This window comes from Echinicola jeungdonensis, assembly GCF_030409905.1.
Classification (GTDB): Bacteria; Bacteroidota; Bacteroidia; order Cytophagales; family Cyclobacteriaceae; genus Echinicola; species Echinicola jeungdonensis.
On record NZ_JAUFQT010000001.1, the window covers coordinates 2,734,358 to 2,750,542 of the forward strand.

The following is a 16,185-nucleotide window of genomic DNA, read 5'->3' on the forward strand; positions in this document are numbered from 1 at the left end:
TTAATATATTCATAAAGCCGTGGAATTAAATGAATTTTGAAAAGTTAGAAGGCATTTGTGCTGATTATGAGCCTTTAATTTTGTCTGGCAAGTCAGAGGAATCTTTTAGTCTGTTAGAGGAGTTTCAAAATGATCCTGCCGTCCAGGTGGTTGACACTATAAGGGGGCAGGTTGCGGAATTGATAAAAATTGATCATCCCAGTCAGAATTTTACCGAAAAGGAACTGGATTTCCAGGTGAAACGATTTTTTGAAGAACGGCTTAATAGGGAATATGGTAATTGGATATTTTATCCTTGGAAAAATCAACTTGTCCATACCCTACCGGAGTCAGATTTTATCAGGCTCCGTACCTCCAGAAATAAATATAAGATCACCCCAGAGGAACAGGATATATTGCAAAGCAAAAAAATTGGAGTGATTGGATTATCTGTTGGACAAAGTGTGGCGTTGAGTTTGGCTATGGAGCGGAGCTTTGGTGAGTTGAGGATTGCTGATTATGATACATTAGAGTTAAGCAATATGAACAGAATCAGGACAGGTTTGGAAAACCTCGGACTGAAAAAAGCTTGGATAGTTGCCAGGGAAATTGCTGAAATTGACCCTTATTTGAAGGTGAAGGTATTTGAAGATGGGATTCATGATGGGAATATGGATGATTTTTTTGAAGAAGGTGGTATATTAGACCTTTTGGTGGAGGAATGTGATAGTATCCCTGTAAAAATAAAAAGTCGAATAAAAGCCAAATCTCTTGGAATACCTGTATTGATGGATACAAGTGATCGGGGAATGTTGGATATTGAAAGGTTTGATCTGGAGCCGGAAAGGCCGATTTTTCACGGTTTGGTTGAAGATTTTGGTCCGGAGGAAGAACTGGTGGTTAAATTGCCTGAATTAGGCAATGAATTGATGATGAGTATTATAGAATATAAAAAATTATCACCTAGGATATTAAAAAGTTTTGCGGAGATCGGCAAATCCATCAGGACTTGGCCTCAGCTGGCCAGTTCTGTTTTTTTAGGTGGAGCTGCATGTGCCCATTTAAGCCGGACTATATTACTGGCCCAACCACTTAAATCAGGAAGGTTTTATTTGGATGTTGACCTATTACAATCAATAACCTATGAAAGTTAGGGTAAGGGTTGTAAGAGCGGTTGAGGATGTAGGGGCCACTGAAAAATACATTATGGGCCACCATAAGGTATTGGAGTCCTATGGTGTGACTAAGGTGACCTCTGCTGATCGGTCTTGGACCGCAAATCCAAATGTTTACTTGATTGTATTTGAATCGATGGATGATTTTAGGGTGTTGGGCGGTGGCCGAGTTCAACTTCGAAGTGAAGGTTATCCCCTGCCACTCGAAAGTGCCATTGAAGAAAAGGACCCTAGTGTAAGGAATTATATGGATCAGTTTGGTGATTTGGAAGTGGCGGAGTATTGTGGCTTGTGGAATAGTAAGGAAGTAGCAGGCTATGGAATCGGTAGTATATATTTGGTTAGGGTAGGAGTTGCCATCACCTCTCAGTTAAAATTAAAAAGATTATTCGGTTTAAGTTCCCCGGCCACTTTAGGGATATCACAAAAGGTTGGTTATGAGATTATTGAAAGCTTGGGGGACAAGGGAGTGTTTTATTACCCCAAGGAAGGATTGGTAGCCACCGCTCTGGAGATAAGGGATGTCTTTAATCTTCCTACCGCTGCCTGCCCAGAAAAAGAATATATTTTTAAATTGCGTTCCAATATTGTTCTAAATACAAAAGAAAAAGGCCCCAGAGGGGAAATGGAGGTTCAATTTGAATTGCAAATTCCATCGCCAATAAAATGAAGCATTTATTGATGAATTATAGAGGGTGGGTTACTGTTATTTCCCTTGTTTTACTCCTAGCATTAGCTATATTTTCTTTTTTAAGCATTTTTGATAATTCAAATTATTCCATCAACAATTATCAAGTACTTAACTGGGAACATGTAGAGGAAGATGGTATCCAGGAATCAGAAATAGTTGAAACTGCTGGAAAATCAGGGGTTAACCTTGGTGTTAAAAAAGATACCACATTTATTTATGTGGAAATTGGTGAGGTAGAAAACTTGAGGGATCGTTTTTTTCTTGAAGTTGAGAATCCGACTTTTAGGGTTGTGCAACCCTATTTTTTAGGAGATGATGGGGTGGTTGTCCCAGGAGCAATCCGGGGGATCTCGAGTGGTTATGAAAATAATCTCATGCAACCCAACCCGAATTTTGAATTTCCGGATTCAATAGGAAATATAATTGGGGTGATATTTAAGATTTATGGAAAAGAGCCCTTAAAGTTTCGGGCCCGGCTAAACGAAAAAAGTGATTTTAGGAAAAGCCTGGGGAATAAATTACTTTTTGCAAGTGTCTATGCAGGGATCATGTTGGCCTTATTCCTGTATAATATGATCCTTTTTTTCATGATTAGGGATAGGGTTTACTTTTATTATTGTTTCTATATTTTATTTATTTGCCTGGCCCAATTATCCCTATCTGGTCATTCTTTCTATTTTTTCCTGGATAAAAATGTGAAATTGTACGAACTGAGTATTGTTGGATTTACAGCCATGTCAAGCATTTTTGTGGTTCCTTTTATCCAGTTGTTCTTGAAAACCAAAGCCTATTTGCCCAGGGTAAACCGGTTTTTCCCCTTGATAATTGGTTCTTATTTGTTGGCCTTGGTGCTCAGGTTGTTGGGGATGGTGGAAGTCAGTTACCAAATTACGGACCTGAATGGACTTATTGTAGTAATTGCTTTTGTTTCGGTTGGAGTATATGTTGCCAAAACAGGATACCGTCCAGCGGTTTATTTTCTGATTGCCTGGGGCGGTTTTTTGTTTGGGTTGATGATTTATATCTTCCAAAACCTAGGGGTTGTAAATCTTGGATCTTATGGCAATATCCCGATGCTTGTGGGAACAGCAATTGAGGCAGTATTACTTTCCCTGGCATTGGCTGACAGGATCAATATCCTCAAAAGAGAAAAAGAAGAAGAACAACATGCCAAACTCGAGGTTTTAAAAGAAAATGAAAGGTTGGTCCGGGAGCAAAATGTGATGTTGGAGGAAAAAGTGAAGTTGAGGACTGAGGAATTAGAGCAAACCTTACTCAATCTTCAAAATACCCAAACCCAGTTGGTCAACCAGGAAAAAATGGCTTCTCTCGGTCAGCTTACTGCGGGTATTGCCCATGAGATCAATAATCCTATTAACTTTGTGAGTTCCAATATTTCCCCATTAAAAAGGGATATGAAGGATATGCTTGAAATTCTTGACATGTACCGGAAAAAAGGGGAGGATGAATTCACAGAAAACACAAAAAAAGAATTAAATGAATTGGAAGAGGATTTGGAATTCGACTATTTGGTAGAAGAAATTGGTCTTTTATTGAAGGGTATGGAAGATGGAGCTAAGAGAACTGTAGAAATCGTAAAAGGTTTAAGGTTGTTTTCCAGGGTAGATGAGCAAGATGTGAAGAAGGTGGATATCCATGATGGGATCAATAGTACATTGGTGCTGCTAAATAATTCCATGGGGGGAAATATTGAAATAAAGAAGGAGTATGGCCATCTTCCAATGGTAGAATGTTTGGCAGGTAAGATCAATCAGGTTTTTATGAATATAATAAGCAATGCAGTTCAAGCTTTGCAGGAAAAAACTGATAACAATTCCAAACCAACCATTATTATCCGAACCACATCAAATGAGGATGAAGTACAAATAGAAATAGAAGACAATGGTCCGGGGATGCCAATTCATGTTAGGGAAAGAATTTTTGAACCGTTTTTTACCACAAAAGCAGTTGGAAAAGGTACTGGTCTGGGGCTGTCCATAGTTTATAAAATTATTGAAAACCACCATGGGCAATTAAATGTTGTGTCCGAAGAAAATAAGGGTACTACTTTTATTATCAAATTACCTATATATCAAAACGTAAATAGTAATGAGCAATAAAATTCATGTATTATACATTGATGACGAACATAATAACCTGAATTCTTTTAAGGCAAGTTTAAGAAGGGAATTTAAAGTTTATACTGCTTTGAATGCGGAGGAAGGGTTGGAAATGGCCAAATCGAATGAAGTCCATGTCGTAATTGCTGATCAAAGGATGCCTTGCATGACAGGGGTGGAATTTTTTGAAAAGCTGGTGAAAATTAAACCTGATCCCATAAGGATTTTGCTTACAGGTTATTCAGATATTGCCAGTGTCATTGATGCAATCAACAAGGGGGAAGTTTACCGTTTTATTGATAAACCCTGGAATTTAGAGCAGATAAAGAATGCTATAAAGAATGCTGCGGATATATATTTTACCCGGAAGGAATTACAAGAAAAGAATGAAAGGCTGAAAAAGATGCATTCTGAAATGAACCAGTTTGTTTATAGTCTTTCCCATGAATTGAGAGGACCATTAATGAGTATTTCCGGAGTTTCCAAACTTGCCAAAATGGAGACAAATGACAGGGCAATACTAGAGTATTTCGATATGATTGATTCTGCTACAATTAAGCTGGATGATTTTATCTATAAAATGCTGGATTTTTACCGGTCTACCAAAATTGAAAATGTACTTACCTCTATTTCCTTTAAGGAGTTGCTTGATCAACAATTTGAAGCTTACAGGAGCAAATGGATTGGAATAAAGGAGGTTACTACCAATATTAAGATTGAACAGGAGGAGGCCTTTAGATCTGATGAAGCAAAGCTAAGGGTGATTTTTAATAATTTATTCAGCAATGCCTATAAATTCCAAAAAGAAGGTAATGGTGAGAAGTATATAAACCTGGATATCAAGGTAAGAAATGGAGTGGCCAATATTGAGATAGCGGACAATGGGATTGGGATAGAGGAAAAGCACCAAAAAGATGTGTTTAACCTTTTTCACCGGGCCACTCAAAAAAATGTGGGCTCTGGAATAGGGCTTTATATGGTAAAGGAATCTATTGAACAACTAAAAGGGTCAGTGGAGGTGGATTCTGAATTGGAAAAGGGGACGACCTTTAAAATCAAAATTCCTAGTTTATAAAAAAAACACTGCCTATTAATTCGGGCTGTGTTTTATTGTTGGATTAGTTTTCAAAACTAAAAGTAACCAACACCTCATCAGTTAATTGTTGTTCTTCGGGTTGAAAAACGGGTGCTTCCCGGTCTTGGGATTTTTGGAGCCTCATTGCTTCCATCTGAACAGGTCTTGGATAGTTTACATTATCTCTGTGCCCATAATTTACCTTTTTTACCATTAAATTTTCTAATTTCATCACCTTGCCAATTTGGTCAGCTTTATTTTGAGCATCCTCCAAAGCCATTTTTAATAATTGTTCCTCATAGGATTTCACCATTTCTTTCGAAATGCTAAAAGAAACATTAAAGGTTAAATCATTACTTATATTGAGAAGTTCCACTGCTTTTGGAAGGTCCTTTTCCAAGTTATAAAGCTCCAATTTTAAATTTTGGGAGGCAACATATCCACTATCTTTGGAGGTGCCTTTCCGGTAAACCCGGTTGATGTTGACATAATAATTATTGGCAGTAAACTTATAATCCTTGAATTTTTCCTTACGGATCTTTTTTTCGATTTCACTGGCTTTTGCATTGAGCTTTTCGGTGGCATCTGCCACTTTCATTGCCTTTTCCTCTAGATGGATTTGAATGATGGCCTGATCGGGTTTAACTAAAAGTTCACTGGTTCCCTTTACTTCAATTTCACGGGAATTTTGAGAATATGCCAGAGAAGTAACTGAACAAAGCAGGGTAAAAATTAAAATAATGTTTTTCATATCGATTTGGTATTTATTAACTATTACGGTAAAACTTGCATCAATGAGACAAAAGTGTAAAAAAAATATTTCAAAATCCCCTAAATTACTTTTTAAACTAGGTATTTGGCAGTAATTTGCAGGCCGTTTCATTTTAGCAAAAAAAAGTTTTTAATATGATTAATCCATGGCATGATGTCCAAATTGGTAAAGATGCACCTGAATTTGTAATGGGTGTTATTGAAATCACAAAAGGAAGTAAGGGGAAATACGAGCTGGACAAAAAAACAGGGATGTTGATGTTGGACAGGGTTCTTTTTTCTGCTGTTCATTACCCCGCCAATTATGGGTTTATCCCACAAACTTTTTGTGAGGACCATGACCCTTTGGATATCCTTATTATTTCCCAAATTGACATTCCTTCCATGACCTTGGTAAAGGCAAAAGTAATTGGTGTAATGAGGATGATTGATGGCGGAGAAGCTGATGATAAAATCATTGCTGTGGCAGCTGATGATCAATCAGTTAATTATATCAATGATATTGACGAGCTTCCTCCCCATTTGATGAAAGAAACCCATCGGTTTTTTGAAGACTATAAAAAATTAGAAAATAAAGAAGTAAAAGTAGAAGACTTTTTGGGTAAAGAAGATGCAATGAGGATTATAAAAGAAAGCATTGATCTCTACGATAAAAATTTCAGAACTCAAAAATAATTTTAAGCCCGAATTTTATTTCGGGCTTTTTTTATATTTTTTTGGGCTATAAAATATTTTTTTGGATTAGGAGGGGTGAAAACTTATCCAACCATTAAAAATAAATATCCATGAAATATTTATGTTTGTTTTTTGCAGTAATATGTCCTGGTCTGGTTTGGTCACAGGAAGATGATGGGCTGCAGTTTTCAGGGTATTTGGAAGGCTACTATAGCTATGACTTTAATCAACCTGATAACCATGAAAAACCTTCATTTATAAATCATTACCATCGCCATAATGAATTTAATATCAATCTGGCCTATCTTCAGTCCCAATATCAAAATAAAAATGTAAGAGCTAACTTAGGGCTAATGCTTGGGACCTTTGGCCAGAAAATTCGGAAAGAAGAGCCACTTTGGGCCCAAATGGTTTATCAAGCTAATATGGGGGTAAAGTTAAGTGAAGGTTTTTGGCTGGATGTAGGAATAATGCCCTCTCATTTTGGGGGGGAAGGGCAAATAGGAATGGAAAATGTCTCCCTGTCCCCCAGTATATTGGCAGAAAATACACCTTATTATTTTACTGGTGCAAAGTTGACCTATGAAAAATTAAAACAATGGGAATTTTTGCTTTGGTTAACAAATGGTTGGGGAAACATTCAAAAAAAGGATCGTTTTCAGTCTCTAGGTCTTGGGGCAGGAGTTAGTTATTATCCATCCAATCAACTTAAAATAAGCTATAATAACTATTTGGGAAATGAGGCACCTCAAACCATGAAACTTTTCCGGTTTTATAATAATTTGTGGATCCAATATTCGAGGGGGCAATGGGGCGGAAATATAAGGTTGGATTATGGCCTGGAAGACCATCCGTTTTCTACCTTTAATGAATGGTGGGGGGTAATGGCTCAATTAAAAAGATCTTTGACTGAATCTTTTGCACTTGGATTAAGGGGGGAGTATTTTAGGGATGATAGTAAGGTTGTCATGATGGATATTTCAAGGTTAAGTGGATATTCAATTAATCTAGATTATTATTTAACTAAAGATGCAATGGCTAGAATGGAGTTTAAAACCTTTTATAGTCAAGGTCCTCATTTTGAAAGGCCCGCAGGAAAATTAAGCCAAAGTAATTCCGCAATAACCCTAGTCCTTTCAATAACAATTTGATTTTGGAAGGTGTTGTTATCGAATTTATTGAATGGATAACAATAAAATAATAGAACTTCAGAAAATTTTGATTTTTTTATAAAAAGGGAAAAAATAGGTTTGAATTTGAGGGTTGGTGTTATGAAATGCTTATAGGGGTTTGAAATGAGCTTCGATAGGGAATTTTACGCGTGCTTAAAGAAAATTTTGGGTATAAAAATTATGATTAATTCATTATCTTTGCCCCTAATATCAAATTATATTAATAATAATGGGGCAGGGTTGCTGATTTGTAGATTTTGTCAGTGATTTTATTGAAGTTTAAAAGTAATTGGTTTTTTAAGTAATAATTTTTGTATGCTACTAATATTTTCTGTTTTAACCGCTTTTTTTATTGGGGTGATAGTAACTCCTCTTTTAATATTTTTAATTAAAAAAGGGAATATACTTGATATCCCCGGGGGAAGAAAAATCCATAAGGAATCCATCCCATCCATGGGTGGAATTGGAATGATGGTGGCTTTGATGGGAGGAATTCTCCTTTGGCTTAATTATAATCAATTGGTAGAGATTCGGTTTTTTTTGTTAGGAATGGGGATTATGTTTATCCTGGGTTTGAGGGATGATTTGGTTGAACTCACCGCCTATCAGAAACTAATCGGGCAATTATTAGCCATTATTACGGTGGTGGTTTTGGGAGATATTAGAATAACCAGTTTTTATGGCTTTCTCGGGATTCAAGAATTGCCATTATGGTTTAGTTACAGTTTAACCGTTTTTGCCATTGTAGGCCTTACCAATGCGTTTAATTTAATTGATGGATTGGATGGCTTGGCCGGTACTTTAAGTCTGATATCCTTTTTGTTTTTTGGTAGTTGGTTTATTTATTCAGGCTTTACCACATATGGATTTATAGCCTTTACCTTTGTTGGAGCTATTCTTTCTTTTATGGTTTATAACTGGCATCCTGCTAAGATTTTTATGGGGGATACCGGCTCATTAACATTAGGGTTTGCCCTATCAGTATTGTGTATCCTTTTTATCAAATCTAATGGGGTGGTTCCGGAAAGTTTGTTCAAGTTTGAGGCTCCCTTGACCGCAGGTTTGGTTTTAATGATTGTACCTTTTTATGATACCTTAAGGGTATTTGTCAAGAGGGCTTTAAAAGGAAAATCTCCCATGTCTGCAGACAAAAGCCATGTGCACCATTTTCTTTTGAGAATGGGGTATAGGCATGATCAAGTGGCCTTGATCCTTGGCGGAATTAAGGTGTTCTTTATCGGGCTTGTGTTTGTATTGTCCCCATTATCCGATATGATCATGCTACCTGTCATATTGGGTTTGGTAATTGTTGGAGGGTTTGTATTGGATAAAGTTACCCTGAAAAAGGTGAAGAATATAGTAAAGGATTCTCCTCGTGTATTGTCCCAGAAAAAATACCATGGGGTGAAGGCTAAAATCAATATAGATGAAAAAATCCTGGAAAAGGAAAAAGTGAACCTTAATTGATGTAAGGCCCTGCTATATTCTTATTTCTCTTCACCAAAGGGTACAAATTTTGAAAAAAAATTAGTAAGCCATTCCCCTCATTTTTTTATACCTTGACTTGGGAGTCAAATTGATTTTATTTATTTGTACTAACATGATTTTGGTATTATTTTCATAAAATAATAATCCAATTTTGATAAAACTTATTTTTTAGAGATTTCTTGAGGTCCATTTCAAATAGATAAAAAAGTTGATTATTCTGTAAATATTGTAGATTTTAAATCAAAGTTGAATAAAATAATTTGCTTAGTTAAAATCCCCCTATTTTATTGTTTATTTGTAAGGCGATTCCTTAGTTTTATTATAAATGAAATGGATTAAACTTTCTGAACCTGATTTATCTTGTAATATTCAAGATGATATTTCTAGAGCACTGGAGAACAAAGAGGTAGGGTATGTCGGCAGTTACGTGGATAGTTTTGGGAAGAAAATAAGGGATTACCTAAATCACCCATTTGTAGGATTATTTTCTTCTGGAACTGCCTCCCTTCATTTGGCTATGATATTGGCAGGAGTAAAAAGGGGAGAGGAAGTGATTTGCCAATCAATGACCTTTGCTGCATCTGCCAACCCGATCGTTTATCAAGGTGCAAGGCCGGTTTTTGTAGGAAGTGAATCTGAATCTTGGAATATGAGCCCTAAATACCTTGAAAAAGCATTAGAAGGCCGGCTTAAAAAAGGAAAAAAGGTAAAAGCAATCATCCCTGTTCATCTTTATGGGATGCCTGCCAAAATGAAAGAAATCCTGGAAATTGCAGCTCATTATGGAGTGCCTGTTATTGAAGATGCAGCTGAAGCTCTGGGTGCTAAGTATGATGATGATTATTGTGGGACCCTGGGGAATTTTGGAGTACTTTCCTTTAATGCCAATAAGATGATAACATCTGGTGGGGGAGGGGCTTTGTTAACACAAAGCGAAAAAGAATTGGAAAGGTCAAAGTTTTTCGCCCTTCAAGCCAAGGATTTAGCTCCCCATTATGAGCACAGTCAATTGGGGTTTAATTATGCTTTTAGTAATTTAAATGCCGTATTGGGTAATGGTCAAATGGATTTCCTCTCTAGAAATATCAATAAAAGAAGGAGAAATTTCCATATCTACCAATCCGAATTAAAAGAGACCTGCCCAATTGATTTTCAAAATGGTGAGGGAAGTAATTATAGCAATAGGTGGCTTACGGGGATTTTGTTAAAAAGCCCGGAATTACAATTGCGATTGAGAGAGCAATTAGGGGAGTTAAAAATAGAAACAAGACCATTGTGGAAACCAATGCATAAACAACCCTTTTATAGAGATTGTCCCTATTATGGCGAGCAAATAGAGTATGATCTTTTCCTAAGAGGGCTATGTCTTCCGTCGGGGAGCGGACTTCTCCCTGAGGAGGTGAATTATGTGGCAAAGCAAATAAAAAATATTATTTCCTAACCCAAAAGGATGTACAAAACTCTGATAAAACCAATATTTGACAGATCAGTTGGCTTGTTTGGAATTATTTTTCTGAGCCCACTTATTTTGTTTTTGATCTTGGTTTTGGGAGTTCATTTTAAAGGGAATCCATTTTTTTTGCAAGAAAGGATAGGAAAGGATAATAACGTATTTACAATTGTGAAATTCAGAACTATGAATACCAGGAAAGATAACTTAGGTATTTTATTGCCAGATTCAAAAAGGCTTACCTCTATTGGTCGATTTTTGAGAAAATTTTCCCTTGATGAATTGCCTCAATTATGGAATCTACTCAAAGGGGAAATGAGTTTGGTGGGGCCTAGGCCCTTATTGGTTGAATATTTACCATTGTACAGCTCTGAACAGGTGAAAAGACATTGGGTTAAACCTGGGATTACAGGTTTAGCCCAGGTGAAGGGTAGAAACATGATATCTTGGGAGGAGAAATTTAATTATGATGTAATGTATGTGAATCGACAAAGTCTTAAACTTGACCTTTGGATTGTAATCCTGTCCTTTATCCAAATATTTAATACTAAAGAAATTTATGGGGAGGGAGGAATTGTGAAGAAGTTTGAAGGAAAAAGATATAAATAATTATCGGTAGCAAATGGATTTTTTTTATATTAGTCATAGTCCTAATTTTCAATTTGCTAAAAGTCACCCGGAATCACCCTTATTTGTTTTGATTAGCAAAAAACATGATTTAAAATACAAAAAAATCTATATAAAAATTACGTTTTGTTTGGATGTATAGGGTTGAATTTTTTATATTAGATTAATGGTATTGTTAGCTTAATCCTCCGCTTATGGAATTTTTAAAGAAACTATCAACTATGCCAAAATGGATTATCAAAATATTTGATTTTTCCATTCTTTTCCAATCTGTTGTTTTAGGCTTTTTTATCAGGCTAAACTTTGAAATGGAATTAATGGCCAATTATCAGGTGCTAGAAGCAGGGCTGTTTTATGCTGGTGTGGGCTCCGTCTCTATTAGGGCCATAAGTGGCCAAAAAGGAATTATCAGTAGGACAGGGTTGAATAATAGTGTGATAGTTATCAAAATAGTAGTCCTCACCATGGCCCTTGTTTTGATGGGGGATTATTTTATTAATGAATTCTATCTCAATAGGGATTTTCTTCCCTTATCTGTATTGGTTATAGCCTCATTGACCTCTTTTTTTGGTTTGGTTTTGTACAGGTTATTGGGCAAAGAAATCTATAATTTTTATTGTTCCGGTCAATATCCCCAAAAGAATATTGTGATTTTTGGAGCTGGGGAAGCCGGAAGTTTATCCAAAACTGTACTTCTAAGGGAAGGGGGGAAAAGGCAAAAAATTCATGCTTTTTTGGATGATGATACTGAAAAAGAAGGTTCGAGGATAGATGGTATTAAAGTTTACAGGGGAGTTGATAAATTAAAGTATCTAAAAGAGAAATATGGAATTACTGATTTGGTAATTTCTGTTATGAGGGTTTCTCCAAAAAGAAAAAGAGAAATCATCGATGAGTGTTTTAAATTAAATATTCACGTCGGGATTATTCCTTCCATTGACGAATGGATCCAAGATGGCTTTAGTGCAAGTAAAATCAGGAAAATCAAAATTGAAGACCTTTTGTCCAGAGAAGAGATTTCTCTGGATAATCCTGAGGTATATAAGCATGTAAAAGATAAGGTGGTATTGGTTACGGGAGCTGCGGGGTCCATTGGCAGTGAGCTGTGCCGTCAACTGGCTTTTAATGAACCTGAATTGGTGATTATGGTAGATCAAGCGGAGTCTGCTTTGTATGATTTGGAACAGGAGTTTAAATCAACCAATTGGAATGTTTCCATAAGGCCTTTGTTAGGGGACGTAAGGAATAGGAAAAAGATGGACCAGATCTTCAAAAATTACAAACCTGACATTGTATTTCATGCTGCTGCCTACAAACATGTTCCTATGATGGAGGAATACCCTGAGGAAGCCATTCGAAGTAACGTGTTAGGAACAAGGAATATGGCCGATTTGTCAGTGTTGAACAATGTGGGAAAATTTGTTCTCATAAGCACCGACAAAGCAGTGAACCCAACAAGTGTAATGGGTGCTTCCAAAAGAATTGCTGAAATTTATGTTCAATCCCTTGGGGCCTATTTAAATACCAAAAAGGGAATTGCTACCAAATTTGTTATTACCCGATTTGGAAATGTTTTGGGGTCCAATGGCTCGGTGATCCCATTATTTAAAAAGCAAATTGAACATGGGGGGCCTGTAAAAGTGACTCACCCATTGATTACCCGCTATTTTATGACTATTGGGGAAGCTTGCCAATTGATTTTGGAGGCAGGTGCCATGGCAAAAGGAGGGGAAGCTTTTATTTTTGATATGGGAGAACCTGTGAAAATTGTTGACTTGGCCCGTAAGATGATTGTATTAAATGAAAAACAGGTTGGGAAGGATATTAAAATTGTTTTTACGGGGCTTCGTAATGGGGAAAAATTGCATGAAGAATTGATCGGTGTAAATGAGGAAGTTTCCATAACTCATCATCCAAAAATCAGGGTGATAAAAATAGGGACGATTCCTTATAATAAGGTCAATAACCAAATCGATATTTTTGAAAAATTATTGGAACAAAATGCTGAAGTAGACATTGTAAGGCATATAAAAGCCATTGTACCGGAATTTATCAGCAGTACTTCGAGGTTTGAGGTACTGGACAGGATGAATTAGCGTTTTTTGGTTATATAGAGGTGGGATTTCAATGATTGTTTCATATTAATTAAAGCTGACTAACAGCTATTTATTTTTTTAGTGAAGTAATTTATTTTTATAAGCAAGTCGAAATTCTAAGAATTTTATATCTTGCGGCAATGGAAAATTTCGTTGTTTCAGCCAGGAAATATAGACCATCAAATTTTAAAAGTGTTGTTGGACAGCAACACATTACCACCACGTTAAAAAATGCCATTAAAAACAATCATTTGGCACAGGCATTTTTATTTTGTGGTCCTCGGGGTGTGGGGAAAACCACGTGTGCTAGGATTTTGGCTAAAACCATCAATTGCGAAAACCTTTCCGATAATTTTGAAGCCTGCAATGAATGTGATTCTTGTAAGGCTTTTAATACCAACAGCTCTTTTAATGTTCATGAGCTGGATGCTGCCTCAAACAATTCGGTAGATGATATAAGAAACCTGGTAGATCAAGTCCGATATGCCCCACAAAAAGGGACCTATAAGATTTATATCATAGATGAGGTGCATATGCTTTCCACCCAGGCATTTAATGCATTTTTAAAAACCCTGGAGGAGCCGCCAAAATATGCGATTTTCATTTTGGCCACGACTGAAAAGCATAAAATTATTCCTACCATACTTTCCAGGTGTCAGATTTTTGACTTCAACAGAATTCAGATCAAAGACATTGCCGAACATTTAAAGTATATTGCTACCGAGGAAAATATATCATTTGAAGAGGAAGCTCTCCGTTTGATTGCAACAAAAGCGGATGGTGCCTTAAGGGATGCCTTATCCATTTTTGACCTCATTGTTACCTATTCGGCAGGTAATATGTTGACTTATGAAGAGACAATCAATAATCTACATATCCTGGATTATGATTACTATTTTAAAGTAACGGATTTCTTGTTGGAAGAAAGTATATCCAATGTGCTTTTGACCTTTGATGAAATCCTCAAAAAAGGATTTGATGGGCATAATTTTATAGTAGGATTGAGCGAGCATTTTCGAAACCTGATGGTCTGTAAAGATGCAGCCACTGTAGAGTTACTCCAAGTTTCTGAAAATGCTCAAGAGAGATATGTTGAGCAAGCTTCCAAAGCTAGTTTGTCATTTCTGCTTTCTGCTTTAAATATTTGCAATCAATGTGATATCCATTACAAAGGCAGCAAAAATCAAAGGCTGCATGTTGAATTGGCATTGATGAAACTGGCCAAGTTGCCACAAGCCATCTCTCTAGCGGCATTGGCTCAAGAGGAGTCAAAAAAAAAAGCCTGAAGGAGTCCATACCTGAAGGTAAATCATCATCCGATAGTTCCAAAATTGACCCCAAGGCTGTTCATTCAAAAAGTTCTCCGGTCAAAAAGACGATTCCTATACCTTCCAACGTTGATTCGGTAAAAGAACAAGTCCGTTCTCAGGCAGAGGAGCCAAAGGTATCCGCAACTCAAAAAAACAATGTTCCTGCTGAGGAGGAAGATAACTCGGAAAAGCTACGGAATCCATTTTCAATTGAGGAGCTGGAAGGTGTCTTAAAGGAAATCACGGCAGATTTTAAGCATCAGGAAAAAAACATGGAAAGTGCCATGCTTAAGCAGCCTGTCAAGCTCAAAGATGAAATTGTTACTTTTATTTTAAACGGGGAACTTCAGGAACATATTTTTGCCCGATTAAAGTCAGAATTGACTGGTTTGCTTAGAAAAAAACTCAATCATTTTGGATTGGAAATTCAGTTTGAGATACAGGAAGAAGTGGTAGAAGAAAGTGATAAACTCTATACTTCAACGGACAAATTGGCCTATTTAATAAAAAAATCCCCTGCATTGAAGGAACTTCAAAAAAGGTTTGGCTTGGAAACGGATTTTTAGAATTCCACTCCAAGCCCAAAATTAATGAGGTTTTGTAATTGGACAGCTCTGGACTTGCTGCCATCATCCATTTCTATGTACACATTTTCATCATATATCAAGGTGGTTTCTATACGGGTGCTAATGTATTTGTTGACCTTCATACTGATGATGGAGTTAAAGTTGACCACCATATTCCCGAATTTACCATAATTGGAAAAGAGATTAAGGTCGGTTTTCCATTTGATGTTTTCCAAAATTTCTGCTTCTACTGCTGATCCAAAAGATGCCCCTGCTTCTGGCCTGACCTTTTCTCCAGTTGAAATTCCAAAGGCACCAGCTTGACTGAGAGAATCATTTAGGACGATGGTAAACCTACCCGTAAAAGGAGAGAGTATGGCAGAAATTTTCACATTATCCAATTCTTCTTCAAAATTTAGACCAGTAGAGGATTGAATATAGCCCGGGCTTAAGAATTCCGAAATCAAACTTCTGGTTTCCCTTTCTGATCCAGAAGGGGTGAAGTATTTGTGTCCACCCAATAATTGGGTTCTTGCTTCTATCTGAGTGGAAATATAAAAGCCTCTGGAAAGTTCCCGCCCGTATTTAGAAACAAATTTAAAGTTATCATTGGTCTTTCGGACTTTGTAAGCTCGGTCCGCCTGTCTGTTAAAACCATAGTTTACAGATAGTTTGGTTTCCCAAATTTTACCTTCCTTTTTATAATTGGCAAAAAGATTTACACCGGTATTTAAAGCAAAGGAACTGGCTCCACCTCCAGACCAATTGGAAAGGCTTACTTGCTGGATGCTTACATTGAAATTTCCCCCTGTCTCCCAAAAAGTCTTTTTTACGGGTTCCTTTAAAATCAATGAATCACCTAGCATGATTAAAGTATCCCCATTGATCAGTACCGTATCCGGTTCAATGCCCAATTTCCTGTCCTGTGCCTGTAGGCCAGAAATGCAAAATGTTAATAATAAAATTAGGGTGAAAATGGACCGAATCATT

Annotated in this window: 14 protein-coding genes; 12 read left to right on the top strand and 2 right to left on the bottom strand. The window is 36.7% G+C overall.

What is annotated here, in order from left to right:
* The first annotated feature begins 29 nt into the window (after window positions 1-29).
* The 4 genes from QWY93_RS11365 to QWY93_RS11380 are packed head-to-tail and all read left to right on the top strand — an operon-like array spanning window position 30 to window position 5,040.
* Window positions 30-1,133: a ThiF family adenylyltransferase gene (locus QWY93_RS11365; protein ID WP_290248368.1), complete on the top strand. Its 1,104-nt coding sequence runs from the start codon at window positions 30-32 to the stop codon at window positions 1,131-1,133.
* A complete protein-coding gene (locus tag QWY93_RS11370) occupies window positions 1,123-1,824 on the top strand; it encodes a hypothetical protein (RefSeq protein ID WP_290248369.1) in 702 nt (233 codons plus the stop codon). Before QWY93_RS11365 ends, QWY93_RS11370 begins: the two co-directional genes overlap by 11 nt.
* A gap of 11 nt (window positions 1,825-1,835) precedes the next feature.
* Window positions 1,836-3,965 (top strand): 7TM diverse intracellular signaling domain-containing protein, encoded by a 2,130-nt coding sequence (locus tag QWY93_RS11375; RefSeq protein WP_290248370.1) that lies wholly within the window; start codon window positions 1,836-1,838, stop codon window positions 3,963-3,965.
* Window positions 3,955-5,040: a hybrid sensor histidine kinase/response regulator gene (locus QWY93_RS11380; protein WP_290248371.1), complete on the top strand. Its 1,086-nt coding sequence runs from the start codon at window positions 3,955-3,957 to the stop codon at window positions 5,038-5,040. Before QWY93_RS11375 ends, QWY93_RS11380 begins: the two co-directional genes overlap by 11 nt.
* Before the next feature lie 43 nt (window positions 5,041-5,083).
* Here QWY93_RS11380 and QWY93_RS11385 read toward each other — a convergent pair whose 3' ends face one another.
* On the bottom strand, window positions 5,084-5,791 hold the full coding sequence (locus tag QWY93_RS11385; protein WP_290248372.1) for an SIMPL domain-containing protein: 708 nt from the start codon (window positions 5,789-5,791) through the stop codon (window positions 5,084-5,086).
* 155 nt (window positions 5,792-5,946) lie between these two features.
* On the opposite strand from QWY93_RS11385, the gene QWY93_RS11390 reads away from it, so the two are divergent.
* The 8 genes from QWY93_RS11390 (at window position 5,947) to QWY93_RS11425 (ending at window position 15,195) form a co-directional block, all read left to right on the top strand.
* Window positions 5,947-6,486, top strand: a complete 540-nt coding sequence (locus tag QWY93_RS11390) for an inorganic diphosphatase (RefSeq protein ID WP_290248373.1) — start codon at window positions 5,947-5,949, stop codon at window positions 6,484-6,486.
* A 110-nt stretch (window positions 6,487-6,596) separates the two neighbouring features.
* Window positions 6,597-7,637, top strand: coding sequence for an outer membrane beta-barrel protein (locus QWY93_RS11395; protein WP_290248374.1), 1,041 nt, complete (start codon window positions 6,597-6,599; stop codon window positions 7,635-7,637).
* 336 nt (window positions 7,638-7,973) lie between these two features.
* Window positions 7,974-9,125, top strand: a complete 1,152-nt coding sequence (locus tag QWY93_RS11400) for a glycosyltransferase family 4 protein (protein ID WP_290248376.1) — start codon at window positions 7,974-7,976, stop codon at window positions 9,123-9,125.
* Between the two features lie 346 nt (window positions 9,126-9,471).
* Window positions 9,472-10,587 carry a DegT/DnrJ/EryC1/StrS family aminotransferase gene (locus QWY93_RS11405; RefSeq protein ID WP_290248377.1) on the top strand — a complete coding sequence of 372 codons (1,116 nt, stop codon included), beginning with the start codon at window positions 9,472-9,474 and terminating at the stop codon, window positions 10,585-10,587.
* A gap of 9 nt (window positions 10,588-10,596) precedes the next feature.
* Window positions 10,597-11,205, top strand: a complete 609-nt coding sequence (locus QWY93_RS11410) for a sugar transferase (RefSeq protein ID WP_290248378.1) — start codon at window positions 10,597-10,599, stop codon at window positions 11,203-11,205.
* A gap of 212 nt (window positions 11,206-11,417) precedes the next feature.
* On the top strand, window positions 11,418-13,319 hold the full coding sequence (locus tag QWY93_RS11415) for a polysaccharide biosynthesis protein (RefSeq protein WP_290248379.1): 1,902 nt from the start codon (window positions 11,418-11,420) through the stop codon (window positions 13,317-13,319).
* 140 nt (window positions 13,320-13,459) lie between these two features.
* Window positions 13,460-14,605 (top strand): DNA polymerase III subunit gamma/tau, encoded by a 1,146-nt coding sequence (locus QWY93_RS11420; RefSeq protein ID WP_290248380.1) that lies wholly within the window; start codon window positions 13,460-13,462, stop codon window positions 14,603-14,605.
* A 242-nt stretch (window positions 14,606-14,847) separates the two neighbouring features.
* The gene (locus QWY93_RS11425; RefSeq protein WP_494337480.1) at window positions 14,848-15,195 is read left to right on the top strand and encodes a DUF8439 domain-containing protein; all 348 of its coding nucleotides are present in this window, start codon (window positions 14,848-14,850) and stop codon (window positions 15,193-15,195) included.
* On the opposite strand, the gene QWY93_RS11430 is transcribed toward QWY93_RS11425, so the two are convergent.
* On the bottom strand, window positions 15,192-16,184 hold the full coding sequence (locus tag QWY93_RS11430) for a DUF3078 domain-containing protein (RefSeq protein ID WP_290248382.1): 993 nt from the start codon (window positions 16,182-16,184) through the stop codon (window positions 15,192-15,194). The two genes, QWY93_RS11425 and QWY93_RS11430, sit on opposite strands and share 4 nt — an antisense overlap.
* Window position 16,185 lies beyond the last annotated feature (1 nt).

Bases quoted from the DNA above. Each gene is read 5' to 3' on its own strand.
- QWY93_RS11390 (WP_290248373.1), top strand. From the start codon at position 5,947: ATGATTAATCCATGGCATGATGTCCAAATTGGTAAAGATGCACCTGAA.
- QWY93_RS11405 (WP_290248377.1), top strand. From the start codon at position 9,472: ATGAAATGGATTAAACTTTCTGAACCTGATTTATCTTGTAATATTCAA.
- QWY93_RS11420 (WP_290248380.1), top strand. From the start codon at position 13,460: ATGGAAAATTTCGTTGTTTCAGCCAGGAAATATAGACCATCAAATTTT.
- QWY93_RS11410 (WP_290248378.1), top strand. From the start codon at position 10,597: ATGTACAAAACTCTGATAAAACCAATATTTGACAGATCAGTTGGCTTG.
- QWY93_RS11365 (WP_290248368.1), top strand. From the start codon at position 30: ATGAATTTTGAAAAGTTAGAAGGCATTTGTGCTGATTATGAGCCTTTA.
- QWY93_RS11415 (WP_290248379.1), top strand. From the start codon at position 11,418: ATGGAATTTTTAAAGAAACTATCAACTATGCCAAAATGGATTATCAAA.
- QWY93_RS11395 (WP_290248374.1), top strand. From the start codon at position 6,597: ATGAAATATTTATGTTTGTTTTTTGCAGTAATATGTCCTGGTCTGGTT.
- QWY93_RS11370 (WP_290248369.1), top strand. From the start codon at position 1,123: ATGAAAGTTAGGGTAAGGGTTGTAAGAGCGGTTGAGGATGTAGGGGCC.
- QWY93_RS11430 (WP_290248382.1), bottom strand. From the start codon at position 16,184: ATGATTCGGTCCATTTTCACCCTAATTTTATTATTAACATTTTGCATT.
- QWY93_RS11375 (WP_290248370.1), top strand. From the start codon at position 1,836: ATGAATTATAGAGGGTGGGTTACTGTTATTTCCCTTGTTTTACTCCTA.
- QWY93_RS11385 (WP_290248372.1), bottom strand. From the start codon at position 5,791: ATGAAAAACATTATTTTAATTTTTACCCTGCTTTGTTCAGTTACTTCT.
- QWY93_RS11400 (WP_290248376.1), top strand. From the start codon at position 7,974: ATGCTACTAATATTTTCTGTTTTAACCGCTTTTTTTATTGGGGTGATA.
- QWY93_RS11380 (WP_290248371.1), top strand. From the start codon at position 3,955: ATGAGCAATAAAATTCATGTATTATACATTGATGACGAACATAATAAC.